The organism is Pelagerythrobacter rhizovicinus (genome assembly GCF_004135625.1).
Classification (GTDB): domain Bacteria; phylum Pseudomonadota; class Alphaproteobacteria; order Sphingomonadales; family Sphingomonadaceae; genus Pelagerythrobacter; species Pelagerythrobacter rhizovicinus.
The window spans coordinates 782,681-808,317 of sequence record NZ_SDPV01000002.1; the positions used below are offsets into that span (position 1 = coordinate 782,681).

Below are 25,637 nucleotides of genomic sequence, written 5' to 3' on the forward strand. Positions count from 1 at the left end.
TCAGCAGTAGCAGGGCCGTCAGCGGTGGCCGGGATCGCTTCCGGCGGAGATATCCTCCAGCGCGGCCTGCGCGGCGCCGTCGGCCGGGCCGCCGCGCAGCACGAAGCGGCGGTCGCAATAGCCGCAGTCGACGTAGCCGTGCTCGTCGATCTCCAGCCAGACGCGGGGATGGCCGAGCGCGGAGGGGCGATAGCGGTCGCCGCCGCGGATGGCTTGCGCGCCGTCGCACTGAACGCGGCGATGATCGACCAGGGTCACTTCGGGCGGTGGAATGTCCATGGGCCCGCCGATAATCCGAAGCGCGCCCGCGCGCAACTGGGCCTGCACAGCGTCACACCCTTTACGGATCGCCCGCCGAACGCCAAGTGGGGCGCCATGACGACCTCCCCCGCTGCCGAACCCGCAATCGCGATCCGCGACCTGACCAAACGCTACGCCGGGGAGAAGGGCGAGCCGGGCAAGCTCGCGCTCGACGGGGTCAGCTTCGACGTTCCGCAGGGGCAGATCTTCGGCCTGCTCGGCCCCAACGGGGCGGGCAAGTCGACGCTGATCAACATTCTCGCCGGGCTCGTGCGAAAGACCGGCGGCAGCGCCGAGATCTGGGGCTTCGACATCGACCGGAACCCGCGCAACGCCAAGCGGATGATCGGCATCGTCCCGCAGGAAATCGTCTTCGACCCGTTCTTCACTCCGTTCGAAGTGCTCGAGAACCAGGGCGGCTTCTACGGCATCGGCAAGCGCGACCGGCGCAGCGAGGAACTGCTCGCCGCCGTGCACCTGGCGGACAAGCGCGATGCCTATGCGCGCACGCTGTCGGGCGGGATGAAGCGGCGGCTGCTGATTGCCAAGGCGATGGTCCACTCGCCGCCGATCCTGGTGCTCGACGAGCCGACCGCCGGGGTCGACGTGGAGCTGCGGCGGCAATTGTGGGAACTGGTGACCGATCTCAACCGGCGCGGCGTCACCGTGGTCCTGACGACCCACTACCTCGAGGAAGCCGAGCAGCTCTGCGACCGGATCGCGATCATCAACCGCGGCAAGCTGATCGCCAACAAGCCGACCCGCGAGCTGGTCGGCATGGCGCGCGAGAAGATCGTGCGGGTCACGCTCGACCGGGATCTCGCCGGACCGCCGATCGACGAGGGCTTCGTCAAGGCCGAGGCGCTCGACCCGCGCACGCTGGAGATCACGTACGACCGCGACAAGGCGAGTGCCGGGCAGGTCCTCGCGCGCATCCAGTCGCACGGCTATGCGATCGAGGACGTGACCACCCGCGAGCCGGATCTGGAGGACGTGTTCGTCCAGCTCACCGCCACGCCCTAGGGCCGGCTAGGGGGCGGCGGCCCGGCGGAAGCGGCGCGCCGCCTGGAGTGCGCGGTCCTTGGCTTCGTCCTCGCAGTCGGCATCGGCCAGATCCTCGATTTCCGAGGCGGCGCGGTTGAGCAGGCGCTGCATGATCGCTTTGTCGTGCTCGGCCGCGTCGCGTTCCTTCCGCAGCCGTTCCGCCTTCGAATCCGAACTCTTCATGTCCCCGATCCCCTTTGCCGCAATGCCGCGGTGCGCCTCAGCGGCGATGACGCCAGAAGAAATACCACATCGCCTCGTTGTCGGCGACCCATTCGTGGCCCCGGCCCTCGGTCACTCGGCCGATCACCTGCGCCCGGCCCCGGCATCGGCCGTAGCGCTGCTCCTCGACCGTTTCCGAGAGGGCAGCGGTCTCCGGCCCGGTGCGGCAATCGCCGAGCTGGGCCCAGCGGGCGAGCGCCGCGTCCATCGAATACTGCCAGTATCCCGCGCCGCCGCCGGCGACCGGATTGACCGTGTCGGTCTCGCCGGCGAATGCCAGCACCGGCATCGGGTTTTCGGGTTGACACGTCGCCGGGTCGGGGCGCTGCGGATCGGAGGGCAGCGGATTGCCCGCACGCAGCCCCACGACCGGCGCGATCGCCGCGAAGCGGTCGGAGGCGACGCAGCCGAGCCACGACGTCATCCGCCCGCCGCCCGAGAGCCCGGTCGCATAGACCCGCTCGGGATCGACGCACCCGCTCTCCGTCAGCCAGTCGATCGCGGCGGTAAGGAAGGCGACGTCGTCGGGATCGTCGGCAGTCGGAATCGCGCCGGTGATCGTGGGCACGCCGGGGATGTTCCACACGAAGCCCTTGTCGACCGGAATGCCGGCATCGGGCGCGGCGAGCAGGAAGCCGTGATGATCGGACGTCGCGGCCAGCCCGGAGCTTTCGAGCATCGCGGCGCCCGTGCCGCCGCTGCCGTGCAGCAGGAACACGAGCGGCAGGCCGCGCACGCGCTCCACGCCGACCGGAACGTGGATCAACATGGTCCGCCCGGTCTCGCCCACCGCGACGCGCTGGGTCGTGCCCGGCGCGCCGATCGCGCAGACGGGCGCGGCGGCGGCGGGCTGCGCGAGAGCGGCGAGGCCGAGCATGAAGACGAAGCAGGCGGCAAGGCGGGCAAGCGTCATCGGATCAGCGCCTCGTCAGGGTGGCAGCGACGCCGAAGTGGTCGGACGGGTACTCACCGTCCACCGCCCGGTCGCCGATCACGCGGGCATCGGCGACGGTGAAGGCCGAGCGCTCGGCGAAGATATGGTCGATCACCCGCGGCTTGTGGCCGCGCGCGGTGTTGAGCGTCGTCTCAGCCGTGCCGGGCGGCAGCGCCGTCTCGAACCGCGGCGGGCCCATTGCCCTGAGGCCGGGATCGTCGAGCGGCGCGTTGAAGTCGCCCATCACGATCAGCGGCGTCCCGTCGTCCGCCAGCCAGGCCAGCAGGTCGGCGAGCTGCTGCGCGCGCACCGGGCCCTGGTCGGGCTTCCACGCGAGATGCGTGCCGACCACGTCGACCGGCCCGGCCTCGGCCTGCACCCGCACGCGGATCGCGGTGCGGTAGTCGGACAGCGGCTCCAGCTTGCGCCGCGCGACCTCGATCACCGGCAGGCGGGTGAGGATCGCATTGCCGTAGCGCTTGGGCGCACCCTCGGGCTCGACGGCGACGAAGTGCACTTCGGGATAGCCGAGCTCGGCCGCGATCGTGTCGGCCTGGTTGGGCAGGCCCCTGCCCGCATCCTCGAGCACTTCCTGCAGCGCGATCACGTCGGCGTCGACCGATCGCAGCGCCGACGTCAGCAGCTCCAGCCGCACCGGCCAGTTGCCGCCGGCGTCGTGCCAGATGTTGAACGTCGCGACCCGCAGGCGCCCCGTCGCTCCGCCTGCAAGACCCGGCGCGCAGGCCGCGAGCGGAAGCGCCGCCACCCCCGCGAGCACCGCGCGGCGGCCAAATCGTGCTTCACCCATGGCGATGATTCCTCTTCACGACCCTCATCGAATCCTCTCTGTCGCCCCGCCGCGCGCTGTGCAACAGAAGTGCCATGAACGATACCGATATCCTCGTCATCGGCTCGGGCGCCGCCGGGCTCAGCGCGGCCCTCGCTCTCGCCGAAACGAAGAAAGTGCTGGTCCTCGCCAAGGGGTCGCTGACCGGCGGCAGTACCGCCTGGGCGCAGGGGGGGATCGCCGCCGTGCTCGACGCGGGCGACACCTTCGAGCACCACATCCAAGACACGATGGTCGCCGGCGCGGGCCTCAACCGGCGCGAGACCGTCGAGTTCGTGATCGAACGCGCGCCGCACGCGATCGACCGGCTGGTCGAGCTCGGCGTACCGTTCAACCGCGAGAGCGGCGACCTGCACCTGACCCGTGAGGGCGGCCACTCGCACCGCCGCATCGTCCACGTGAACGACGCGACCGGTTGGGCGGTGCAGGAGGCGCTGCTCAAGGCGGCCGAGGCGCATCCCAACGTCACGCTCCTGCCCGGCCAGGCGTGCATCGACCTGATCACCGGGCGCAACCAGCAGACGTTCTCCGGTTCCGGCCGCGTCTGGGGCGCCTATGCGCTCGACGAGGCCAGCGGCAAGGTGGTCGCCCATGTCGCCCGCGCGACCGTGCTGGCGACCGGCGGCGCGGGCCGCGTCTACCAGTTCTCGACCGCCCCGCGCGGCGCGACCGGCGACGGCATCGCCATGGCCTGGCGCGCCGGGTGCCGGGTCGCCAACATGGAGATGATGCAGTTCCACCCGACCTGCCTCTACAATCTCGAGGTCAAGAACTTCCTCATTACCGAGGCCGTGCGCGGCGAAGGCGGGCACCTGCTCCATCCGGAGACCGGGCACCGCTACATGCCCGACTACGATCCGCGCGCCGAGCTCGCCCCGCGCGATATCGTCGCCCGCGCCAACGACGACCAGATCAAGCGCTACGGCCTCGACTGCGTCCATCTCGACATCAGCCACAAGCCGCCCGAATTCGTGCGCCAGCACTTCCCGACGATCCACGAGAAGCTGCTCGGCCTCGGCATCGACATGACGAAGGAGCCGATCCCGGTCGTGCCCGCGCAACACTATACCTGCGGCGGGATTCCGGTGGGCCTCGACGCGCGCACCGACCTGCCGGGCCTGTGGGCCGCGGGCGAATGCACCGAAAGCGGCCTCCACGGCGCCAACCGCCTCGCCTCCAACAGCCTGCTCGAATGCTTCGTCTTCGGCGATGCGGCCGCCCGCGACATCGCCGAATGCTGGGACCGGCTCGACGACCCGCCGCCGATCCGCGAGTGGGACGAAAGCCGCGTGACCGATTCCGACGAGGAAGTCGTCATCAAGCAGAACTGGACCGAGATCCGGCGGATGATGTGGAACTACGTCGGCATCGTGCGCACCACCAAGCGCCTCGAACGCGCGCAGCACCGGATCGAACTGCTCGCGCAGGAAATCGAGGACTACTACGGCTCCTTCCGCGTCACGACAGACCTGATCGAACTGCGCAACCTGCACCAGTGCGCTGACCTGATCGTCCGCAGCGCCCTCAAGCGCCACGAAAGCCGCGGCCTGCATTTCACGCTGGATTACCCGGAGACACTGACGGAGGCGCGCGACACGGTGCTGGTGCCGTGAATATCCACCTTCCCCCGCACAGCCTATCTAACCCGTCATTCCCGCGAAAGCGGGAACCCAGGAGAGGTAACTCGCGGTGACGCGCGATCGGCTGCCGACCGTCTACCTGCTCGCCTCGCAGCGAAACGGCACGCTTTACACGGGTGTGACCTCCGATCTGATCGCCCGCATCCACCAGCACCGTGAGGGCACCTTCGGCGGCTTCACCAAGCAATATGCCGTCCACCGGCTCGTCTGGTTCGAACACCACGGCACGATGGAAGACGCCATCGTCCGAGAGAAGCGGATCAAGAAGTGGCGGCGGGCCTGGAAGCTCGAACTGATCGAGCAGGATAATCCGCGCTGGCTTGATCTGGCGGAGCAATTCGGCTTCGATCCGCTCTGACGCTCTGGGTTCCCGCGTTCGCGGGAATGACGGACGGGGGGAGAACACGAGTGACACAAATCACCGCCAACGGCATCACGCTGGAATACGAGGATTACGGCAACCCGGGCGATCCGCCGGTGCTGCTGGTCATGGGGCTCGGCGCGCAGCTGACCTTGTGGCCGATCGAGCTGGTCGAGGCGCTGGTGGCGCGGGGTTTCCGCGTGATCCGCTACGACAACCGCGACATCGGGCTCAGCCACAAGCTCGACGGCGTGAAGGCGCCGGGCGTTCTCAAGCTCATGCTGCTCGGCCGGCTCGGCCTGACCCCGCGCGTTCCCTATACCCTGGCCGACATGGCCGCGGACGGCGTCGGGCTGCTCGACGCGCTCGGGATCGAAAAGGCGCACGTGGTCGGCGCGAGCATGGGCGGGATGATCGCGCAGCATATCGCCTTCACGTACCCGGAGCGGGTGCTCTCGCTCACTTCGATCATGTCGACCACCGGCAACCGCCGCCTGCCGGCCGCGCAGAAGCAGGCGATCGAGGTTCTGACCAAGCGCCCCGTGTCGGACGACGAGGAAGTCCTGATCGCGCACGGCATGAAAATCGCGCGCACGATCGGCAGCCCCGGCTACCCGCCCGACGAGGCGCGGCTGCGCGCCAACGTCACCGCCGGCGTGCGGCGCAGCTATTACCCCGAAGGACTCTCGCGCCAGCTCGCCGCCATCCTCGCGGACGGCGACCGGCGCGCGCGGCTCAAAGGCGTGACCGCGCCGACGCTGGTGATTCACGGGGAGGACGATCCGCTCGTCCCGTTCCCGGGCGGGAAGGACACCGCCGCGTCGATCCCCGGCGCCACGCTGCGGAGCTTCCCAGGCATGGGCCACGACCTGCCGCTCGAGCTGGTCGAGCCGATCGCCGACGCCATCGCCGGGCATACCCGATTGGCCGCCGCGGCATGACACCGGATGGCCGCGCGGCGCCACGAAATTGCGCGGCCCGATTCGATTGATTCAAAGGCCGGCGATACCCACTTTCCGCATATAAATTTTTTCACGGATTCATTTTGGGGCTTGCACCCGCGCAGACCCAAGGAGTTCCCACGCGTCGCGGTGTGGCAGGCGGATAGGACACCTCGCTCCGCAATGGTTTCGAGCCATTTAACCCCTTGCACCCGACTCGCGGGTGATTCAGTATCTAGTGGTCAGGAACGCGGGGGGACCCACTAGATCGTGTTTCCACCGAGGATACGCCCCAAGGGGCGCAGGCGGCGACCGGTCTCGGAAACACCCTCGCAAGAGCCCGGGCCGGGGCGGATCGGGGGATAAGTAATTGCCCCCCGTTCGCCGGGAAATGCTAGGCGGGAGGCAGGCTTCCGCCGAATCGAACGGAAGCGGAACATCGCGCCGGCGGCGCGATTGTCCGAATGGCGCGAGAACGGGTGGGGCGAACATGGATTTCAGAACCGGGGACGATGCGGCGATGGGACTCGATCAGACGGACGGCGTGACGCTCGAGGGTGACGAAACCCTCGCGAACGCCAAGCCCGGGAAGGCGGCGATGAAGATGGACAAGTCGGACAAGGGCAGCGAGCAGCTCGTCGCGGAGAAGGCGGGCGAGGCGATCGCCGGCGCCATGGCCGAAGCGGCCAAGGCCACTGCCGAGCAGCACGATTCGAAGAAGATCCTCGACCGCCGGTTCGACATCGCGATCGACGAATCGCGCGATGCGCTGCTGACCGAATTCGGCAAGGAAACGCTGGTCGACCGCTACCTGCTGCCGGGCGAGAAGTTCCAGGACCTCTTCGCCCGCGTCGCCGACGCCTATGCCGACGACCAGGACCACGCGCAGCGGCTCTACGACTATATCTCGAAGCTGTGGTTCATGCCCGCGACGCCGGTGCTGTCGAACGGCGGCACCAACCGCGGCCTGCCGATCTCCTGCTACCTCAACTCGGTCGAGGACAGCCTGGAAGGGATCGTCGGCACCTGGAACGAGAACGTCTGGCTCGCCAGCCGCGGCGGTGGCATCGGCACCTACTGGGGCCAGGTACGCGGGATCGGGGAGCCGGTCGGCCTCAACGGCAAGACCAGCGGCATCATCCCCTTCGTGCGGGTGATGGACAGCCTGACGCTGGCGATCAGCCAGGGCTCGCTGCGGCGCGGCTCGGCCGCCTGCTACATCGACATCTCGCACCCCGAGATCGAGGAATTCCTCGAGATCCGCAAACCTTCGGGTGATTTCAACCGCAAGGCGCTCAACCTGCACCACGGCGTGCTGGTGAGCGACGAGTTCATGGAAGCGGTGCGCGCCGGCGAGACCTTCGATCTCGTCTCCCCGCGCGACGGCAGCGTGCGCAAGACGGTCGACGCGCGCAGCCTGTTCCAGAAGCTGGTCGAGACGCGGCTTGCCACCGGCGAGCCCTACATCGTCTTCTCCGACACGGTGAACCGGATGATGCCCAAGCATCACCGCGAGCTGGGCCTCAAGGTCTCGACCTCGAACCTCTGTTCGGAAATCACCCTGCCGACCGGCCGCGACCATCTCGGCAACGACCGCACGGCGGTCTGCTGCCTGTCCTCGCTCAACCTGGAAAAGTGGGAAGAGTGGGAAGGCGACAAGCTCTTCATCGAAGACGTGATGCGCTTCCTCGACAACGTGCTGCAGGACTATATAGACCGTGCGCCGCCGGAAATGGCGCGGGCGAAGTATTCGGCCATGCGCGAACGCAGCGTCGGCATGGGCGTGATGGGCTTCCACTCGTTCCTTCAGTCGAAGGGCATCGGCTTCGAAAGCCCGATGGCGAAAGTGTGGAACCTCAAGATGTTCAAGCACGTCAACGCCAAGGCCAACGAGGCCTCGATGATGCTGGCGAAAGAGCGCGGGCCCTGCCCCGATGCCGAGGACATGGGCGCAATGGAGCGCTTCAGCTGCAAGATGGCGATCGCGCCGACCGCATCGATCTCGATCATCTGCGGCGGCACGTCGGCCTGCATCGAGCCGATCCCGGCGAACATCTACACGCACAAGACGCTCTCGGGCTCGTTCGTGGTCAAGAACCCATATCTCGAGAAGATCCTGCGCGAGAAGTCGAAGGATTCGACCAACGTGTGGAACTCGATCCTCGAGCGCGGCGGCTCGGTCCAGCACCTCGACTTCCTGACGCCGGAAGAAAAGGCGACCTTCAAGACCAGCTTCGAGATCGACCAGCGCTGGCTGCTCGAATTCGCGGCCGACCGCACGCCCTACATCGACCAGGCGCAGAGCCTGAACCTGTTCATCCCGGCCGACGTCGACAAGTGGGACCTGATGATGCTCCACTTCCAGGCGTGGGAGAAGGGCATCAAGTCGCTCTACTACCTGCGGTCGAAGTCCGTTCAGCGCGCCGGCTTCGCCGGGGGCGTCGAGGCCGACAACACCCCCGACGCGGCCAAGTACGAGCTCAGCGCCGGCGAACAGACCGACTACGAGGAATGCCTGGCCTGCCAGTGAACCTTATCCCTCTCCCCCCGGGAGAGGGAGGGAGCGCCGCAGGCGCGGAAGCGTGAGGGACGAAGCGATGCCGAAGGTCTTCGACTGGCGCGGGTATCGCTTTTACTTCTATTCGGAGGAAGGCACTCCGCTCGAACCGCCGCATGTCCATGTCCGGAAAGATGGAAGCGAGGCGAAGTTCTGGCTTCGCCCCTTCGTCAGCGTGGCATATAATCGGGGTTTCAGCGGAATCGTGCTACGACGTCTCGCGCAGCAAGTGATCGAGAATCGCGAACGGATAGAGGCGGCTTGGAATGGGTACTTTACCGGAAATGACTGAATTTCCCGAGCCGAAGGAGGTTCGGTTCGATGAAGCGAGCTTCTGGGTGACGCTCAGCGACGGCCGCGTCATAGGGGTCCCCATCGCCTGGTATCCGCGCCTAATGAGCGCCACGCGTGAGCAACTCGAAAAAGTCGAACTTTCGGCGAGCGGAATGCACTGGGACGAGATCGACGAAGATATTTCGGTGCGCGGCATTCTGATGGGGCACAAGGCTTTCCGTCCGCAATCCGCGGCGATGGCGAACTGACATGCGCAAGGCGTCGCTGACGGGTGGGGCGCTTCTCGTTCTACTCCTCCTCTCCGCCTGCGCATCGCAAGTCGACGCGGGCGTTTCGCAGGACCCGGGCGCGCCAGGCTTCCTCTGGGGGCTGTGGCACGGGTTCGTCTTCCCGTTCGCCTGGATCGGCTCGCTGTTCGATCCCGACATCGCGGTCTACGCGGTCCCGAACGGCGGCGGGTGGTACGACTTCGGGTTCTTCCTCGGGATCACGGTGTTGGGCGGTGGGTCGTGGTTCGGCTCGAGGTCCCGCAAGTGAGGCGCGGATAGCAGAACCCCCGGCCGCCGAGCTGGCGGGCCGGGGGCTCTTCGCTGCTGCCGTTGCCGGCGCAGCGGATCGGCGGTTATCCCTCAGGCGGTCGCGGCGTTCGTACCCGGACCCGCCGGGATGCGCGCCGTTTCCTTCAGGTAGATGCGGTTGTCGTCGATCTTCTCGATGTCGTCGATCGCGAGGAAGTGGTGCATGTCGTCCGCGCTGTCCGAGCGGGTCAGCTTGATCGCGTCGTCCTCCACCTCGTCGACCGTGCCGACGTGCTGGCCCTTGCTGTCGGCGACTTCCATGTGTTCCTTGATACGCATCTTCTCGAACATGATCTCGCTCCTTGCGGTTGGCTTACACCTTCCCAACGGAGCGCGGCGGCGGCCCGTTCCGTAGTTGAGCGCACACGAGGAACGGCTCGTTCGAGGCGCGGGATCAGACCGGCCGTTCGGCGTCCGCCCTCGCCCGCCGTGCCGGATCGTCGGAGGTCTCGCCGACCACCGGCTCGCCCGCCTGCGCCTGCCGCTCGCCGATCGCGCCGGTCTTGAGGTCCTGCACCTCGCCCTCCTGCGCGCGCTTGCCGCCCTGCCGCGTCTCGCCCTCGCGCGGTCCGGTCCGTTCGATGCCGCCCGGCTCCGGCCCCGGCTTGAGAGTGACGTTGCGACTGTCGTCCGGTTCGTATTCGCCCATGGAAATTCTCCTTTCGCGAGCGACCAACGGCTAGCCGTACCGCCGCGTTCCGGGTCACTTGACCGGGCTCGCGCCGCCGGTAGGTTCGCTATGTGCCGTTGTTCGAACCACTCCCGGATCTGCTCGAGGTCTACCGGGCAATTCCCGGCCCCATGCTGTTCGGGGTCGCGCTGGCGGTGGTCGCTCCTGTTGTTTCGGGGACCTGGGCGCACCTTCGCCATTGGTGGTTGAACAAGCGGCTCGAACGGCGGCTGGCGCGCGACGGGTACATGCTCGTCGAGGAGCATCGCGACCATCTTTTCGCGATAGGCGACGAGCCCGCGCCGATCGATTGGTCCGCAATAGCGCTGAACGCGTTGATCAACGTCCTGCTCGTCGGCGCGGCTGGGATGATGTTCGCGCTCGGCCGAGAATGGGAATGGGAGATCGCCCTCCTGGGGGCGGGAATTCTCGGCATGCTCTTCGGCCTGTGGTGCCGGATGAACGCTCCGGAGCCAGACCCTTTCGGACCGCCCGAGACGACGATACCTGTCGAAGCCATATTCGGCTTTGCCGGCGCAATCGCGCTCGTGGGTACGGTGGTGGCCGCACTCGTCTTCCTGGTTTGATTGCCCCCGGTTATCCCCACCCTATCGCGCGCGCCCGTTTTGGCGTGCCCGGCGGCGGGCATAGTGTCGTTCGCCTGACGCGCGCGCCGGGGGAGCGATTCGCGGATGCGGGGCCTTGCCGCCCCGTGCGGTCCGCCCCTCGCAAGGATCCCTCCCGGCGCCCGCAAACCGATTCACATGCCCGCCCCGATACGCTATATATTGGGGCCAACGCCAACCGGAGACGCCAGATGTCCCTTCTCGAAGCCCGCAAGACCTACAAGCCGTTCGAATACCCGTGGGCTTACGACTTCTGGAAGCGCCAGCAGCAGATCCACTGGATGCCCGAGGAAGTGCCGCTGGGCGAGGACTGCCGCGACTGGGCGCAGAAGCTCTCCGATCACGAGCGCAACCTGCTCACCCAGATCTTCCGCTTCTTCACCCAGGCCGACGTCGAGGTGCAGGATTGCTACCACGAGAAATACGGCCGCGTGTTCAAGCCGACCGAGATCAAGATGATGCTCGCCGCCTTCTCCAACATGGAGACCGTGCACATCGCCGCCTATTCGCACCTGCTCGACACGATCGGCATGCCCGAAAGCGAATACGGCATGTTCCTCGAATACGAGGAGATGAAGGCCAAGCACGACTACCTGCAGCAGTTCGGCGTCGACAGCGACGAGGACATCGCCCGCACGCTGGCGATGTTCGGCGGCTTCACCGAGGGGCTGCAGCTCTTCGCCAGCTTCGCCATGCTGATGAACTTCCCGCGCTTCAACAAGATGAAGGGCATGGGCCAGATCGTCAGCTGGTCGGTCCGCGACGAGAGCCTGCACTGCGAAGGCATCACCCGCCTGTTCCACGCCTTCGTGCAGGAGCGCGACTGCCTGACCAAGGCGGTCAAGGAAGACATCATGGACATGTGCCAGAAGACGGTGCGGCTGGAGGATGCCTTCATCGACCTCGCGTTCGAGCAGGGCCCGGTGCCGGGGATGACGGCGAAGGAGATCAAGCACTACATCCGCTACATCGCCGACTGGCGCCTGGGCCAGCTCGGCCTGCCCGCGATCTACATGGTCGAGGACCACCCGCTCCCCTGGCTCGCCCCGCTGCTCAACGGCGTGGAGCACGCCAACTTCTTCGAAACCCGCGCGACCGAGTATTCGAAGGGCGCGACCAAGGGCAACTGGCAGGACGTCTGGTCGAGCTTCGACAAGCGCCAGAAGGCCAAGAAGGGCGAGGAAGCGAACGACCTCGGCGATGAAGGGCCGGGGCTGTTCGGGGATGGTGAGAGCGGGAGCGTGGCGGCGGAGTGATGCGAAATGGCGAAGCTTTGTTTCAACGAGAGTGAAATCAGGGCGCTCTTTGGTTCCGAAGACGCTGAAAATGAATCTGCGGAGCGGTTTCGCGAATATTTCGTGAAGAATCGTGCCTATGAGAATTTGCGGGCCGACCTGCCCCTCAGAATCCTGGTGGGCCACAAAGGGGTCGGAAAGAGCGCGCTACTTCGCTATTCGCACGAGGAAGACATTTCAAAGGGAATACTGAGTATATTCCTGAAGCCAGATGACCTATCTGAGCTATTGAATGTCGGGCCAGACGTAGAAATCAATTCCCTCATAGATGCTTGGAAAACTGGCATAAAGCGCGCTGTCGCGGACAAAGCCATTGAGAATGCCACTGAGGGCGCGGTCGACAAAGTTGATCAGAGTATAGTGACTATAGGAGCCCGGAAGCTATCTGCGGTCGTGCGGGACGCACTGAAGGCTTACCAGCCTAGAATCGCGGATGCGGCTCAGACGGTGGTATATGAGAACTTCCTTTATAAAAACCGGGTGAATATTTATATCGATGATATCGATCGAGGATGGTCCGCTAGACCCCAAGACATCGTCAACATCTCAGCTCTCATAAATGCTCTCAAGGACATATCTGCAAAAGATGCAAACGTTCAATGCCGAATTGGCATCAGAACGGATGTGTATTTTCTGGTTAGAACCTCAGATGAGTCTACCGACAAAATAGAGCAAGATATCATAAGGCTAAAATGGACGAATGATGAAATTCTTCGTCTAATGGCGTTTAGGATATCGACATTTCTTAAACTACCGTACTCCCGGACTGCAATTGCCGCAATGAGCCAGAATGCAATTAACAGAGACGTTCTGTCTCACGTCATGGAGCCCAAGTTTCACGGAAGAGGTAAATGGGAGAATGAGAGGACACATCGGGTGATGATGTCTTTGTGTCGCGCCCGCCCCAGGGATCTTGTGAAGTTACTCCACGGGGCCGCACGGAAAGCCGCTGAAAAGGGGCTTAGTGTGATATCTACTCAGAATTTTCTTGACAGCTTTGAGCCGTATTCTGAGGAACGCCTTCAAGATCTTTTTAATGAGTTCAAAAGTGAAGTGTCAAATATCAGCAACTTCATTATGCAATTTAAACCAACCAAGGTGCAAAGGACAGCGAAAGAGAACTATCATTATTCTAATGACCAAATGATTGTGAGGATCAAGCAGGCGAGAGCTGCTGCGCCAATAAGGTTCGCTAGCGGACGGATAGTAACGGACAGGGCGGTTTTGACGTTCCTTTATAAGATTGACTTCATCGTCGCCCGTTTTGATGAGTGCGGAGTAGCTAAATGGCGATTCTACGATCAGGGTCGTTTTCTTGCACATGAGGCCACCGAGTTCGGAAATTCGTGGGAAGTTCATCCCGCCTACCGCTGGGCACTACAGCCACATGATGTTCAGGGCGTGATCGATACCGTCGCCGTCGCAGAAGCGTAGTGTCATGAGCGCGGCATGATGACTGCCGAACCAGAACGGCAGCGTACCAGATGGTGAGCAACCCCCGGCCCCTCCCGCTAGTGGGAGGGGGGTAGTCGCGCCGTTCTGAAGCGGGCTCGCTTTCTCACCGCCCCATTAACCGCCCCATTACAGGAAGCCCGCTGCGGGATCTTGAGCTGGCCCGGGGTCCAGCCGCCGGCGTAGCCGACGCGATTGGCCGGCACGGCGAGCGTGTACTCTACCCCGGCGAGCAGCCAGAAATTAGGATTACCCCAGCCGAGCGGGCGCGCGTTGGCGACCTCCCGTCCGCCCTTCGGGTGCCAGTATCGGGCGGCGGTTATAAATATGTTCGACGGGGCCAGCCGGGCGAGATGGAAGTCTATCGAGAAATGGGTTCCGCCATGAAGGCGGTCGAGGACGCGGAAGCCTCCGCCGAAGAGGGTGCAGGAGATCGGCCAGGCCGATGCGATCAAGGACGGCGCGCGCTAGCCGCACTGGCGATCGGCACGAGGACCGGGCCCTTATCCGTCCCGCTCTGAATTTCCCATTAGGGAAATGGCAGAGGCGACGAGAGCGCGCGGATCGACTTTGCCTCTCCCGCGTGAACCCTTCCCCCGCGCCTGCGCGTTGGTCTCGCATGCCGTCGACAGCGATCGCACGCTTCGCCTATCATCCCGCGCTGGGAACGCTCGACGTGCAGTTCGTCGGCGGCAGCGTCTATCGCTACTTCGACCTGCCGGAGGACATCGCGCAGGCCTTGGCCCGCGCGGATTCGAAAGGCGGCTATTTCAACCGCGCGATCCGCGACCGCCACCGTTTCGAGCGGCTGCGGAGCTGGGAAAGCGGAGCCGGCGCGTAAGGCCCTCGAAGCACCTTGTTCATGATTCAACATATGTGAATTTCTCACCGAAAATCAGCAACTTGGCGCGCCCGGCCTTCGCTCTGGCGCAAGTGAGGAACCCCTTGCCGCGTGGCGGCTTTGGTCGGCAGGTCCTCACGAAAACGGACCCTTTGGAGAAGGAAGCCAAGTCATGAACCAGAACGACAGGAACAAGGCTGGCAGCCAGCGCCAGCAGGGCGGCGGCGGCCAGCAGGAACGCCAGCGCGAACAGCAGGGCGGCAACCAGCGCCAGCAGGGCGGTGGCGGCCAGCGCGAACGCGAGCGCGAAGATCAGGGCGGCGGCGGAAGCCAGCGCCGCTGACGCGACCGACGCACGTAATGCGAGCGGCGGCCGTTCTCTTTCCGGGGGCGGCCGCTTCTCTTTCCAGCAGGGGAGACCCGGCCGATGGCCGATTACGAACCGCAACCGGCGCGCGCGGACACTCCGCCGCGCGAACTGGTCCACAATCCCACCATCCGCCTCCACGGAACGGTCGACGACGCGATGCTCGACACGTTTCTCGATGGGGTCGCCGAAGCCGAGCGCGGCCAGGGGCCGGTCGCGGTCGAGGTCTGCACGCTCGGCGGGGATGCCGAAGTCGGGCGCCGCATGGTGCTCGAGGTCGGCCTCGCGCGCGAGCGGCTCAAGGGCCGCCGGCTGATCTTCATCGGCAAGACGATCGTCTATTCCGCCGGGGTCACGATCATGAGCGCCTTCCCGCGCGAGGACCGGTTCGTCACCTCCGACGGGGTGTTCCTGATCCACTGCCGCCAGCTCGAGAAAACCGTCGAACTGTCGGGCCCGATGCGCGGCAGCATGCCGCTGGTCGAGTCGCTGTGCCGCCAGCTCAAGCTCGGCTGCGAAATGGAGATCGAGGGCTTCAAACGGCTGATCGCGGGGAGCGATGTCGAAATGGAGGAGGTGCTCGATAAGGGGCTGCACAACTGGTACCTCACGGCCGAAGACGCGCTCGAGCGGCGGCTGATCGCGGGGATCATCGACTGCGACTGATCGGGCGGTGGTCGATAGGGCCCGGATGAAGCGGGCGCGGATCATCCGCCGATCCCGCGCCCGGCGGTCACCGAAATCACGCGGGCAAGCGCCTTTGGTCACCGCGGGATTTGACGCGCCGCGCCTAGTCCGTATTATAGATTTAGTACACTAAGACACTAAAGGGCCGTTCCCATGCTCTCGCTTCTTGCACCGCTTCTTCTCGCCCAGGCCACGCCCGCAGCGACGGCGCCGGTCCCGCCGCTCGACGCGCTCACCGGGCAGATCGAGGCGGCGGACGGGGCGCTGTTCTGGGCGGCGTTCGAGGCGTGCGATCCGCCTGCCGTCGAGCGGCTGCTGGCGGAAGATTTTCGGATGCTCCACGACAAGGGTGGGCTCGTCGCGAGCAGCCGGGCGAAGTTCATCGCGCAGATGGAGCGCGAATGCGCCGCCCGCGCGCCTGGCGGGGCACACGCCGGCTATGCGAACCGCCGGCTTGCGGTGCCCGGCTCGCGCACCGTCCGCCCGCTCGGCCGGTGGGGCGCGCTCGAGGAAGGCGCGCACGTGTTCTTCGAGCGGCGCGCGGACGGCGCGTGGGAGATGGTCGGCGGCGCGCGCTACCAGAACGTGTGGCGCTGGATGCCCCGCGAGGGCCGTCTGCGCCTCGTTGAGAGCCTGAGCTACGACCACGGCGCCGCGGCGGCTTATCCGCCCGAAGGCGCCGAGCCGTAGCCGGGCCTTCGCGCCGGGGACTGGCCCGGCGCATAAATCGCTTTCCTACATGCGCAAAATTTGCTCCATCCTGAGCGATGAAGCGCTATCCGCCCCCTCCGCCGACCCCCGAGCCGGTCACCGAGTCGGCCAGCGAGCCGCGGCCAACCCGCCGCCGCATCCCCGCTTTCCATCCCGTGCCCGTCGGCCCGCGCCGCGACGGCTGGGTGCCCGAGCGGCAGGCGGCCTTCATCGGCTTCCTCGCCCAGACGCGCTCGGTTTGCGCCGCCGCGCGCGCGGTCGGCATGGGGCGGGAGAGCGCCTACCGCCTGCGCAAGCGGCCGGGCGCGGCGGGCTTCGCGGCGGCGTGGGACGCGGCGCTGGGAAAGTCACACGCGCCTGTGGACTTGGCTTCGGCGAAGTCCACAGGGCTGGCTGCCGGCTACCGCGCGGAGGAGGGGCTGATCCAGATCGTCATGGACCGCGGGCGCTATGCCGGAACCCATTGGAAAAACGACAACAATGCGCTGCTCCAGCACCTCGCGCGGCTGGACCGGGCGGGGCGCCGGGTCTCCGATTCCGGCGCAAGTTTACACCGCGTAAAACCCGGCGGAGCGTCAACGGCCAGGCGACACTTTGCCCGCGCTTGATCGCACCGCCGCCGCCCCCATCTTGCGGGGATACCAGGATAGAGAGAGAGGACCGATCCACCGATGCGCACCGAAGCCGAAGTCGCCGCCATGTCGTGCCCCGTCTGCCGCGTTCCGCTCGCCATGAGCGACCGGCAGGGGATCGAGATCGACTACTGCCCGCAGTGCCGCGGCGTCTGGCTCGACCGCGGGGAGCTCGACAAGATCGTCGAGCGCAGCGCGCCCCAGGCCGCCCCGCAGCGCCCCGCGCCGGACTACGCGCGCCACGGCGGCCAGGCGCATTCGGGCTACGGCCACGGCCATCACGGCAAGCCCTACAAGCGGCGCAAGAGCTGGCTCGCGGAGATCTTCGACTGAGCTGGGGCGCGGCACGCGCGATTTGTCAGTGACCGGCGGCGGTGCTATTGGTTACAGGAGAAACTATGGCCACGATCGCACCCCAGGAACAGGACTTCACGGCTCTCCCCGAGATGCCGGCGGACGTCTTCACCGCCCCGCTCAAGAAGCCGGCCCACGTCGGCGACGACTGGCTGGAGCCGAAGCAGACCGACTATACGGCCGAGGACGATGCGATCTGGAACGATCTCTTCGCCCGGCAGATGGGCGTGCTGCCCGGCCGCGCGGCGAGCGCCTTCATGGAGGGGCTGGAGAAGCTCGACCTCGGGCAGGGCGGCGTGCCCGAGTTCGGGCGGCTGTCGGAGGATCTCGGCAAGCTGACCGGGTGGAGCGTCGTGCCCGTGCCGATGCTGATCCCGGACCACGTGTTCTTCTGGCATCTCGCCAACCGCCGCTTCCCCGCGGGCAACTTCATCCGCACCCGCGAGACGTTCGACTACATCCAGGAACCCGATGTGTTCCACGACGTGTTCGGCCACGTCCCGATGCTGACCGACCCGGTCTACGCCGACTACATGCAGGAATACGGCAAGGCCGGCTGGAAAGCGATGCGCTACAACCGCCTGAAGGCGCTCGGCGCGCTCTATTGGTACACGGTCGAGTTCGGGCTGATGCTCGAACGCGGCGAAGTGCGGGCCTACGGCGCCGGCATCCTCTCGGGTCCGACCGAAGCGGTCTTCGCGGTCGAGGGGAAGAGCCCCAACCGGATCATGCTCAACGTCGACCGGGTCATGCGCACCGACTACGTGATCAGCGACCTGCAGCCGACCTATTTCGTGATCGAGAGCTTCGAGGATCTCTACCGCCAGACGGTGGAGCGCGATTTCGACCGCCTCTACCGCAGCCTGCCGCCCGCCTTCACCTACGCCAACTCGGCCGTCATCGATGTCGACAACGTGATCCACCGCGGCACCCAGGAATACCTGCTGCGCGGCGGCCGCGGGAGCGGGGCGGCGCCCGTCTGAGCGGCGGCAAAAGAAAAGCCGGCCCGGGCTGACCCGGACCGGCTCTCCTGAACTCGAGAAGCGAAGAGCTTACTCGGCCGGCGGGGTCGCAGCAGCGTCGCCCTCGGCAGCGGCTTCGGCCTGATCTTCCATCGCGTCCGCCTGATCTTCGGCCGTGTCGGTCATCGCATCGGCTTCGGCATCGGTGATCTGGCCGGCGTCGTCCATCGCTTCGGCCTGCTCGTTCACCATCTCGGCGTTCTGCTCGCCGGCATCCTCGGCCGCGTTCTCCTGCGCGCTGTCGCAGGCCGCGAGGCTGAGGCCCATGGCGGCAACCGAGGCAACCATCGCGCTCTTGAAAATGCTCTTCATCTCAGTCTTTCCCCTTAGCTGTTGGGTGGGCCGACCTGTACACGCATGTCGGCCGAGCGTGAATAGCGTTTACCTGTCACGCCCGTCGAGCCGGTTTCGAAACAGGGCGAGGACGCCGAGCAGGACCAGCGCGCCGACGGCACCGACGAGGAGCGAGATCGCGCTGATGCCCGACAGCACCGAACCACGGTTGCCGATCACGCCGCCGATCACGGCGCCGACGCTCCCTGCAGCCACGTTGGCCATGATGCCGCGCCCCTCCTCGATGCGCAGCACGATCGCTGCGAGCCAGCCGAGAAGCGCGCCACCCGCAAGAAAAATGATCAAACCCATCGTGTTAACGTCTGCGAACCTTCCTGCCCGATACAACCCGGGGTGATCGCGAAACGTTCCAGCCGTTGCGGCGGCTCGATCCGGATCGTTGCACGCGGGCAACGATCCGGCGGAGTGGATCAACCCAGGGCGAGCCACGCGATCGCGCCCGTGCCGAGCACGATGCGATACCAGGCGAACGGCGCGAAGCCGTGGCGGCTGACGTAGGCGACGAACGCCCGGATCACGACCAGCGCGACCACGAATGCGGCGACGAAGCCCAGCGCGATCTCACCCCAGCCGACCGTCGCCTCGCCCGCCAGCAGCGCGGGCTCGTCGAGGATCTTGACCGTCGCCGCGCCCAGCATCGTCGGAACCGCGAGGAAGAACGAGAACTCGGCCGCCGTCTTGCGGCCCACGCCCATGGCCAGCGCGCCGAGAATGGTCGCCGCCGATCGGCTCGTGCCCGGGATCATCGCCAGACACTGGGCGAAGCCGACCGCGATCGCCGTCTTCCACGACAGCCCGGACACGCCCACGTCCTCCCGCACCGGGATCGTCTTCTCGAGCACGAGGATCGCGACGCCGCCGATCACCAGGGCCACGGCCACCACCATTGGTGTGCCGAGCATGACGTCGATCGCATCCTTCGCCAGCAAGCCGATTACCGCCGCGGGGAGGAAGCCGAGCAGGATGTTGCGCACGAAGCGCAGCGCCTCCGGCTCGCGCCGCAGAAAGCCGAGGCCCATCGTCCAGAACGTCTTCCAGTACGTCACCACGACCGCGAGGATTGCGCCGAGCTGGATGATGATGTTGAACTGCCGCCACTGCGCCGGGTCGTAGCCGAAGAAGGCCTGCGCGAGGATCAGGTGGCCGGTCGAGGAGACGGGGAGGAACTCGGTCAGTCCTTCGAGGATGCCGAGCAGGATTGCGGTCAGGGTAAGGCTCATCGGGCCCGGGTCATGGCGATGGCGCGCGGCGTGTCAAACGCAAATCGGCCGTCGCGCACAAAAAAGCCCCCGGCCACTGGGGCCGGGGGCGATTCCTGGTGACGCCGATGGCGTCTTTACCAGATGTGCACGCGCTCCTCGGGCGGCAGGTAGAGCGCATCGTCGGGGGTCACATTGAACGCCTCGTACCATGCGTCCATCTGCCGCACCGCGCCGTTGGTGCGATACTGCTCGGGACTGTGCGGATCGGTCCGCAGCCGCTGGCGCGCCGCATCCTCGCGCTGCTGCGAGCGCCAGACCTGCGCCCAGGCGAGGAAGAAGCGCTGGTCGCCGGTCAAGCCGTCGATCACCGGCGCTTCCTTGCCGTTCAGCGAGAGCTTGTAGGCACGGTAGGCGAGGCTGAGGCCGCCCACGTCGCCGATGTTCTCGCCCAGCGTCAGACGGCCGTTGACGCAGGTCGTGCCGTCGTCGAGCGGGCAGAACGCGCCGTACTGCTCCACGAGCGCGTTGCCGAGCTTGTCGAACGCGGCACGATCCGCCTCGGTCCACCAGTTGCGCAACATGCCCGTCCCGTCGGACTTGGAGCCCTGATCGTCGAAGCCGTGGCCCATCTCGTGCCCGATCACCGCGCCGATGCCGCCGTAGTTGACCGCAGGATCGGCCGAGACGTTGTAGAACGGCGGCTGCAGGATCGCGGCCGGGAACACGATCTCGTTCTTGGTGGGGTTGTAGTAGGCATTCACCGTCTGCGGCAGCATGCCCCATTCGGTGCGGTCGATCGGGCCGCCCAGCTTGGAGACCATGTCGTTCCACTGCCATTCGGCCGCGGCCATGCGGTTTGCGAGCGGCGCGCCGGCGCCGATCGCGAGGCCGGGGTAGGTCTCGAGGTTGTCACGGTAGCCGATCTTGGGATCGAAGCTTTCGAGCTTGGCGACGGCTTCCTTCTTGGTCTCCGCGCTCATCCAGTCGTTCTCTTCGATGCTGATCGCCAGCGCCTTGCGCAGGTTGACGACCAGATCTTCCATCGCCGCCTTGTTCTCCGGCGGGAAGTAGCGCTCGACGTAGGAGGCGCCGACGAGTTCGCCGAGCAGGTTCTCGGTCTCTGCAGTCGCCCGCTTCCAGCGCGCGCGCTGCTCGGGGGTGCCGGTCAGCGTCTTGCCGTAGAAAGCGAAGTTCGCCTCATCGATCGCGCTGGGCAGGACGGCCGCGTTACCCGAGAGGAACTCCTTGACCGTCCAGGCCTGCAGCACCTCGACCGGCGTGGCGGCAAGCATGGCCAGCATCGCGGGCGTGCCGCCGCCGATCTTGGCAAGCGTGTCTTCGGTCAGGCCAAGTGCAGCCGCTTCCTGGTCGGTCGGCGGAAGGTCGTAGACGACGAACCGGTCGGTTTCGCCGAAACCGCTCGCCTGAAGCATCGGGGCGAGCGGAAATTCGCCGGCGAGTTCACCCAGCTCGGCGGGGGTCACGGCGTTGTAGGTCAGGTCGCGGTTGCGGCGCGTCGCGCGATCCCAGGCGACGTTGCGGGCGATCGTATCCTCCAGAGCATAGACTTGCTGCGCCGTCCCCGCGGGATCGGTATAGCCGGCCTGCTGGAACAGGAAGGCAAGGTATTCGCGGTACTTGGCCTGGATCTCGCGGCCCTTCTCGGTCTCGTCGAGATAATAGTCGCGGTCGGGCAGGCCGAGGCCGCCGGAGGCGACGTAGACCGAATAACGCGTCGGTTCCTTGGCATCGACCGTCACGAACCCGCCGACGGGGGAGGAGTAGCCGGGGGTGCCCCACAGCGTCGCCAGCTCCGCCAAAGTCGCAGCATTCTCGATCCGGTCGAGGTAAGGCTTTGCAGGAGCGAGGCCGGCGGCATCGATCGCGGCGGTATCGAGGAAGGCGTTGTACGCATCGACGATGCGCTTCTCGTCGGCCGAGAGGCTCGCCGGGTCCTTCGCCACCAGTTCGTCGACCAGCGTCTTCACGTCGCTGGTCGATTTCTCGCGCAGCAGGTTGAACGCGCCGAAGCGCGAGAACTCGGGCGGCAGCGGGTTGGCTTCGAGCCACTTCTCGTTCGCGTAGGCGAAGAAGTCGTCACCCGGATCGATCGTATTGTCGAGGTAAGCGGGATCGAAGCCCCATTCGCCGAAGCTCATCGTCGGCAGCGGGGTTTCCTCCGCCTTCGCGGCAGGCGCCGCAGCGCCGGCATCCTGCGCCAGCGCCGGAACGGAAAGGGTCAGGGCGAGAGCGCTGGCCCCCGCGGCGAGCATGGTGCGGATCATGTCGGAATACTCCCGGAAATTTCAGTCAGCCCCAAGGATGCGGAGATCCTCTGGCCCCAGCATAGGCCACGGCGCCCCCGGCGCGTCGCCGTTCGTCGGTTTCAGTTGCAACTTCATAGATTGCCGCGGCTGTGCCCCGGCTGAACACGTGGGCCGCGGGTTCACGCAGCTTCGCTAGGTGCGAACTGAAGCGCGGCGAGTCGGCTGTAGAGCCCGCCCGCCTCGGTCAATTGGGCATGCGTGCCCTGCTCGACAATCCGTCCTTCGTCCATCACCACGATCCGGTCGGCCGCGCGCACGGTGGCGAGGCGGTGGGCGATCACGAGCGTCGTGCGCTCCGTCATCAGGCGGTCGAGCGCCTGCTGCACGAGTCGCTCGCTCTCCGCGTCGAGCGCGCTGGTCGCCTCGTCGAGCAGCAGGATCGGCGCGTCGCGCAGCAGCGCGCGGGCGATGGCGAGGCGCTGCTGCTGCCCGCCCGAAAGCCGCGTGCCGCTCTCGCCGAGATAAGTGTCGAGCCCTTCGGGAAGCTCGCGCAGGAAGCGCTCGGCATTGGCGGCGCGGGCCGCTTCCCAGATGTCCTCGTCGCTCGCGTCCCATGCGCCGTAGCGCAAGTTGTCGCGGGCGTTGGCGGAGAACAGCACGCCGTCCTGCGGAACGAGGGCGATGCGCTTGCGGATCTCGGCGGGATCGGCGCTGGTGAGCGGCACGCCGTCGAGCCGGATCGTGCCCGCCTGCGGATCGAAGAACCGCTCGGCGAGTTGGAACACGGTCGACTTGCCCGCGCCCGACGGGCCGACCAGCGCGACCGTCTCGCCCGGCTCCACCTCGAGCGTGAACTCCTTGAGCGCGGGGGTTTCGAGCCGCGTCGGATAGCGGAAGGAGACGCCGCGGAAGGAGAGGCTGCCGCGCGGCGGCTCGGGCAGCGCAAGCGGGCGGGCAGGGGGAGCGATCGCGGGCTGTTCCTCGAGCAGTTCCTCGAGCCGGCTGGCCGCACCCGCGCCGCGGAGGAGCTCGCCGTAGACTTCCGTCAACGCGCCGAATGCCCCGGCAACCAGAATGCCGGTGATCACGAAGGCGGCAATCGTGCCGCCGCTGATCTCGCCGCTCGTCACCGCGATCGCGCCGCGCCACATGACCAGGGTGATTGCGCCGAAGACGACGAGGATGATCGTCGCCGTCATCACCGCGCGCAGCAGGATGCGGCGCTTCGCGGTGGCGAAAGTGCGCTCCACGGCGGCGGCGAAGCGCTCACCTTCACGCCTTTCCTGATTGAACGCCTGGACGATCTTCATCGCCGCGAGCACTTCCGCAATCATCGCCCCGACGTCGGCAATCCGGTCCTGGCTCGAGCGCGAAACGTTGCGAATGCGGCGGCCGAAGAACACGATCGGCAGGATCACCACCGGAATGCCGATCATCAGTCCCACGGTGAGCTGCGGCGCGAGCCAGAAGAGGTAGGCCGTGCCGCCCGCCGCCATCAGCAGGTTGCGCAACGCGACCGAGATCGTCGTGCCGACCACCTGCTCGATCAGCGCGGTGTCGGCCGTCATCCGGCTGGCAATCTCCTTCGGGCTGTTCTCCTCGTAGAAGCCGGGCGCGAGGCGCAGCAGGTTGTTCTGTACTTTCAACCGGATGTCCGCCACGACACGCTCGCCGAGCCAGCTCACGAAGTAGAACCGCAGAGCGGTGCCGATCGCGAGTACGCCGACGATCACCAACAGGTACTGGAACCAGCGGCCGATGTCGTCCGCCCCGCCCGCGAAGCCGCGGTCGATGATGAGCTTGAACCCGTTGGGGATCGCCAGCGTCGCCGCCGCGGTAACGAACAGCGCCACCAGCGCCAGGGCCACCCGGCCCGGATAGTTCGCCGCCTCGCGGAAGATCATCGTCAGCGGCCCGAGCGTGCGCGCGGGCTTCGCCTCCCCCTCGATCGCTGTGCTCCGGCGAAAAAAGCCCCGGCGCGCGGGGCGCGCTTCCGGCTGGGAGGTATCCGCGTCCATGCCGGGGCAGGTAGCGATGCGGCGCGGCAAAATCCACCATCAGGCAGGTGCCCGCGGCACTAAATCTTGAATGATGCATTGCACAATGGAACGCGACCCGCCACTGTGCACCGCACAAATGATGACGGGAACGCCCGGGAACCGGCGCTCGGCAAGGGACATGTGACTTGCTCTACCACGCTTACGAACTGCAGCGCGCCTGGCTCAACGGCGCAAGCGCCCTCGCCTCGATCGGGGCGGAGGCGTTTGCGAACCCCTATCTCCCGACGGGCTACCTGGGTCTGGGGCAAATGGGCGCCAGCGCGCTGGAGGTCTTCGCCCACGCTACCGCGCCGCGCGACAAACCGGCCTTCGGAATCGAATTCGTCGAGGTCGGGGGCGAACCCCGCGCGGTCGAGGAAGCGACCGTCGTCAACCGCCCGTTCGGCGATCTCAAGCGCTTTACCCGCGACGGGTTGCCCGAAGGCGCGCCCAAGCTGCTGATCGTCGCGCCGATGAGCGGACACTATGCCACGTTGCTGCGCGGCACCGTGCGGCGCATGGTCGAGAGCTGCGAGGTCTACGTGACCGATTGGGCCGACGCGAAGACGGTGCCCCTTTCGGACGGCCGCTTCGACCTCGACGACTACATCGACTATCTGATCGGATTCCTCGAGCATATCGGGCCCGGGAAGAACGGCAGGGGCGCGAACGTGATGGCGGTGTGCCAGCCCTCGGTCCCGGCGCTCGCGGCCACCGCGATCATGGGAGCGGACGAGCATCCGTGCCGTCCTGCGACGCTGACCATGATGGGCGGCCCGATCGACACGCGCGAGAGCCCGACCACGGTCAACGACATCGCCATGGACCGCCCGATCGAATGGTTCCGCAACACCGTGATCGCGACCGTGCCGATGCAGCACCGCGGCGCGGGCCGGCGGGTCTATCCGGGCTTCCTCCAGCTCGCCGGGTTCATGAGCATGAACCTCGGCCAGCATATCCTCAGCCACTACGAGATGTTCAAGCATCTGACCGTCGGCGACGAGGACAGCGCACAGGCGACCAAGGATTTCTACGACGAGTACCGCTCGGTCTGCGACATGACCGCGGAATTCTATCTCCAGACGGTGGAGGAGGTGTTCCAGAAGCATTCGCTGGCGAAGGGGACCTTCACGCACCGGGGCGAGCCGGTCGACCTGGGCGCGATCCGCGACACCGCGCTGCTCGCGATCGAGGGCGAGCGAGACGACATCTCGGGCATCGGGCAGACGAAAGCCGCGCTTACGCTGGCCACCGGCCTGGCGAAGTCGAAGAAGCAGTACCTGCTCGCCGAAGGCGCGGGGCACTACGGCATCTTCAACGGCAGCCGCTGGCGCACGAAGATCGCACCTGCGGTCGAGGCTTTCATGGCGAAGCACCGCGGAGCGACGGCCTGAGCCGAA

At 66.3% G+C, this 25,637-nt stretch carries 31 protein-coding genes; 19 read left to right on the plus strand and 12 right to left on the minus strand.

Annotated features, from left to right (window positions below; translation table 11 throughout):
- Positions 1-18 precede the first annotated feature (18 nt).
- The gene (locus ETX26_RS11620) at positions 19-279 is read right to left on the minus strand and encodes a zinc-finger domain-containing protein (RefSeq protein ID WP_129524836.1); all 261 of its coding nucleotides are present in this window, start codon (positions 277-279) and stop codon (positions 19-21) included.
- A 96-nt stretch (positions 280-375) separates the two neighbouring features.
- On the opposite strand from ETX26_RS11620, the gene ETX26_RS11625 reads away from it, so the two are divergent.
- Complete coding sequence (locus ETX26_RS11625) at positions 376-1,323, plus strand: ABC transporter ATP-binding protein (RefSeq protein WP_129524837.1); 948 nt, start codon at positions 376-378, stop codon at positions 1,321-1,323.
- 6 nt (positions 1,324-1,329) lie between these two features.
- Here the strand turns inward: ETX26_RS11625 and ETX26_RS11630 are convergent, their stop codons facing one another.
- From ETX26_RS11630 to ETX26_RS11640, 3 genes are read right to left on the minus strand one after another with little or no spacing between them, the layout of a single operon-like run.
- Positions 1,330-1,527 (minus strand): hypothetical protein, encoded by a 198-nt coding sequence (locus tag ETX26_RS11630; RefSeq protein WP_129524838.1) that lies wholly within the window; start codon positions 1,525-1,527, stop codon positions 1,330-1,332.
- Between the two features lie 37 nt (positions 1,528-1,564).
- Entirely contained in the window at positions 1,565-2,479 is a 915-nt protein-coding gene (locus ETX26_RS11635) for an alpha/beta hydrolase family esterase (RefSeq protein WP_165271759.1), read from the minus strand.
- A gap of 4 nt (positions 2,480-2,483) precedes the next feature.
- Positions 2,484-3,308, minus strand: coding sequence for an endonuclease/exonuclease/phosphatase family protein (locus ETX26_RS11640; RefSeq protein WP_129524839.1), 825 nt, complete (start codon positions 3,306-3,308; stop codon positions 2,484-2,486).
- A gap of 74 nt (positions 3,309-3,382) precedes the next feature.
- On the opposite strand from ETX26_RS11640, the gene nadB reads away from it, so the two are divergent.
- From nadB to ETX26_RS11675, 7 genes are all read left to right on the plus strand, one after another.
- Entirely contained in the window at positions 3,383-4,960 is a 1,578-nt protein-coding gene (nadB, locus tag ETX26_RS11645; RefSeq protein WP_129524840.1) for an L-aspartate oxidase, read from the plus strand.
- Positions 4,961-5,036: 76 nt separating this feature from the next.
- Positions 5,037-5,345: a GIY-YIG nuclease family protein gene (locus ETX26_RS11650; RefSeq protein WP_129524841.1), complete on the plus strand. Its 309-nt coding sequence runs from the start codon at positions 5,037-5,039 to the stop codon at positions 5,343-5,345.
- A 50-nt stretch (positions 5,346-5,395) separates the two neighbouring features.
- The gene (locus tag ETX26_RS11655) at positions 5,396-6,289 is read left to right on the plus strand and encodes an alpha/beta fold hydrolase (RefSeq protein ID WP_225425753.1); all 894 of its coding nucleotides are present in this window, start codon (positions 5,396-5,398) and stop codon (positions 6,287-6,289) included.
- Between the two features lie 490 nt (positions 6,290-6,779).
- On the plus strand, positions 6,780-8,819 hold the full coding sequence (locus ETX26_RS11660; protein WP_129524843.1) for a ribonucleoside-diphosphate reductase subunit alpha: 2,040 nt from the start codon (positions 6,780-6,782) through the stop codon (positions 8,817-8,819).
- Positions 8,820-8,886: 67 nt separating this feature from the next.
- Complete coding sequence (locus ETX26_RS11665) at positions 8,887-9,138, plus strand: DUF4160 domain-containing protein (protein ID WP_129524844.1); 252 nt, start codon at positions 8,887-8,889, stop codon at positions 9,136-9,138.
- Positions 9,131-9,388 (plus strand): DUF2442 domain-containing protein, encoded by a 258-nt coding sequence (locus ETX26_RS11670; RefSeq protein WP_129524845.1) that lies wholly within the window; start codon positions 9,131-9,133, stop codon positions 9,386-9,388. The genes ETX26_RS11665 and ETX26_RS11670 overlap by 8 nt, the downstream gene beginning before the upstream one ends.
- Position 9,389: 1 nt before the next feature.
- Positions 9,390-9,677 carry a hypothetical protein gene (locus ETX26_RS11675; protein ID WP_129524846.1) on the plus strand — a complete coding sequence of 96 codons (288 nt, stop codon included), beginning with the start codon at positions 9,390-9,392 and terminating at the stop codon, positions 9,675-9,677.
- 92 nt (positions 9,678-9,769) lie between these two features.
- Here ETX26_RS11675 and ETX26_RS11680 read toward each other — a convergent pair whose 3' ends face one another.
- Together ETX26_RS11680 and ETX26_RS11685 are read right to left on the minus strand one after the other, a co-directional pair.
- On the minus strand, positions 9,770-10,009 hold the full coding sequence (locus tag ETX26_RS11680; RefSeq protein ID WP_129524847.1) for a DUF2171 domain-containing protein: 240 nt from the start codon (positions 10,007-10,009) through the stop codon (positions 9,770-9,772).
- A 103-nt stretch (positions 10,010-10,112) separates the two neighbouring features.
- On the minus strand, positions 10,113-10,367 hold the full coding sequence (locus ETX26_RS11685; RefSeq protein ID WP_129524848.1) for a hypothetical protein: 255 nt from the start codon (positions 10,365-10,367) through the stop codon (positions 10,113-10,115).
- 98 nt (positions 10,368-10,465) lie between these two features.
- On the opposite strand from ETX26_RS11685, the gene ETX26_RS11690 reads away from it, so the two are divergent.
- The 3 genes from ETX26_RS11690 (at position 10,466) to ETX26_RS11700 (ending at position 13,743) form a co-directional block, all read left to right on the plus strand.
- Positions 10,466-10,975 (plus strand): hypothetical protein, encoded by a 510-nt coding sequence (locus ETX26_RS11690; RefSeq protein WP_129524849.1) that lies wholly within the window; start codon positions 10,466-10,468, stop codon positions 10,973-10,975.
- A 230-nt stretch (positions 10,976-11,205) separates the two neighbouring features.
- On the plus strand, positions 11,206-12,270 hold the full coding sequence (locus tag ETX26_RS11695; protein ID WP_129524850.1) for a ribonucleotide-diphosphate reductase subunit beta: 1,065 nt from the start codon (positions 11,206-11,208) through the stop codon (positions 12,268-12,270).
- 6 nt (positions 12,271-12,276) lie between these two features.
- Positions 12,277-13,743: a P-loop ATPase, Sll1717 family gene (locus ETX26_RS11700; RefSeq protein WP_129524851.1), complete on the plus strand. Its 1,467-nt coding sequence runs from the start codon at positions 12,277-12,279 to the stop codon at positions 13,741-13,743.
- 77 nt (positions 13,744-13,820) lie between these two features.
- Here ETX26_RS11700 and ETX26_RS11705 read toward each other — a convergent pair whose 3' ends face one another.
- Positions 13,821-14,216 (minus strand): DMT family protein, encoded by a 396-nt coding sequence (locus ETX26_RS11705; protein ID WP_225425754.1) that lies wholly within the window; start codon positions 14,214-14,216, stop codon positions 13,821-13,823.
- 164 nt (positions 14,217-14,380) lie between these two features.
- Between ETX26_RS11705 and ETX26_RS14335 the strand changes: the two genes are divergently transcribed.
- The 7 genes from ETX26_RS14335 to phhA all read left to right on the plus strand — a co-directional run bounded on the left by ETX26_RS14335 (position 14,381) and on the right by phhA (position 18,336).
- Positions 14,381-14,602, plus strand: a complete 222-nt coding sequence (locus ETX26_RS14335; RefSeq protein WP_165271760.1) for a KTSC domain-containing protein — start codon at positions 14,381-14,383, stop codon at positions 14,600-14,602.
- A gap of 172 nt (positions 14,603-14,774) precedes the next feature.
- A complete protein-coding gene (locus ETX26_RS14340) occupies positions 14,775-14,945 on the plus strand; it encodes a hypothetical protein (RefSeq protein ID WP_165271761.1) in 171 nt (56 codons plus the stop codon).
- Between the two features lie 84 nt (positions 14,946-15,029).
- Entirely contained in the window at positions 15,030-15,635 is a 606-nt protein-coding gene (locus ETX26_RS11715; protein ID WP_129524853.1) for a peptidase S14, read from the plus strand.
- A gap of 174 nt (positions 15,636-15,809) precedes the next feature.
- Positions 15,810-16,346: a nuclear transport factor 2 family protein gene (locus tag ETX26_RS11720; RefSeq protein ID WP_129524854.1), complete on the plus strand. Its 537-nt coding sequence runs from the start codon at positions 15,810-15,812 to the stop codon at positions 16,344-16,346.
- Between the two features lie 77 nt (positions 16,347-16,423).
- A complete protein-coding gene (locus ETX26_RS11725) occupies positions 16,424-16,975 on the plus strand; it encodes a hypothetical protein (RefSeq protein ID WP_129524855.1) in 552 nt (183 codons plus the stop codon).
- Between the two features lie 63 nt (positions 16,976-17,038).
- On the plus strand, positions 17,039-17,332 hold the full coding sequence (locus ETX26_RS11730; RefSeq protein WP_129524856.1) for a TFIIB-type zinc ribbon-containing protein: 294 nt from the start codon (positions 17,039-17,041) through the stop codon (positions 17,330-17,332).
- 65 nt (positions 17,333-17,397) lie between these two features.
- On the plus strand, positions 17,398-18,336 hold the full coding sequence (gene phhA / locus ETX26_RS11735; protein WP_225425755.1) for a phenylalanine 4-monooxygenase: 939 nt from the start codon (positions 17,398-17,400) through the stop codon (positions 18,334-18,336).
- Positions 18,337-18,405: 69 nt separating this feature from the next.
- Here the strand turns inward: phhA and ETX26_RS11740 are convergent, their stop codons facing one another.
- The 5 genes from ETX26_RS11740 to ETX26_RS11760 all read right to left on the minus strand — a co-directional run bounded on the left by ETX26_RS11740 (position 18,406) and on the right by ETX26_RS11760 (position 24,216).
- The gene (locus ETX26_RS11740) at positions 18,406-18,687 is read right to left on the minus strand and encodes a hypothetical protein (protein WP_129524857.1); all 282 of its coding nucleotides are present in this window, start codon (positions 18,685-18,687) and stop codon (positions 18,406-18,408) included.
- 69 nt (positions 18,688-18,756) lie between these two features.
- A complete protein-coding gene (locus tag ETX26_RS11745; protein WP_129524858.1) occupies positions 18,757-19,020 on the minus strand; it encodes a GlsB/YeaQ/YmgE family stress response membrane protein in 264 nt (87 codons plus the stop codon).
- 119 nt (positions 19,021-19,139) lie between these two features.
- Complete coding sequence (locus ETX26_RS11750) at positions 19,140-19,949, minus strand: undecaprenyl-diphosphate phosphatase (protein WP_129524859.1); 810 nt, start codon at positions 19,947-19,949, stop codon at positions 19,140-19,142.
- A 116-nt stretch (positions 19,950-20,065) separates the two neighbouring features.
- Complete coding sequence (locus ETX26_RS11755) at positions 20,066-22,216, minus strand: M13 family metallopeptidase (protein ID WP_129524860.1); 2,151 nt, start codon at positions 22,214-22,216, stop codon at positions 20,066-20,068.
- Between the two features lie 161 nt (positions 22,217-22,377).
- Entirely contained in the window at positions 22,378-24,216 is a 1,839-nt protein-coding gene (locus ETX26_RS11760; protein WP_129524861.1) for an ABC transporter transmembrane domain-containing protein, read from the minus strand.
- A 167-nt stretch (positions 24,217-24,383) separates the two neighbouring features.
- On the opposite strand from ETX26_RS11760, the gene ETX26_RS11765 reads away from it, so the two are divergent.
- Complete coding sequence (locus tag ETX26_RS11765) at positions 24,384-25,631, plus strand: polyhydroxyalkanoate depolymerase (RefSeq protein WP_129524862.1); 1,248 nt, start codon at positions 24,384-24,386, stop codon at positions 25,629-25,631.
- Positions 25,632-25,637 lie beyond the last annotated feature (6 nt).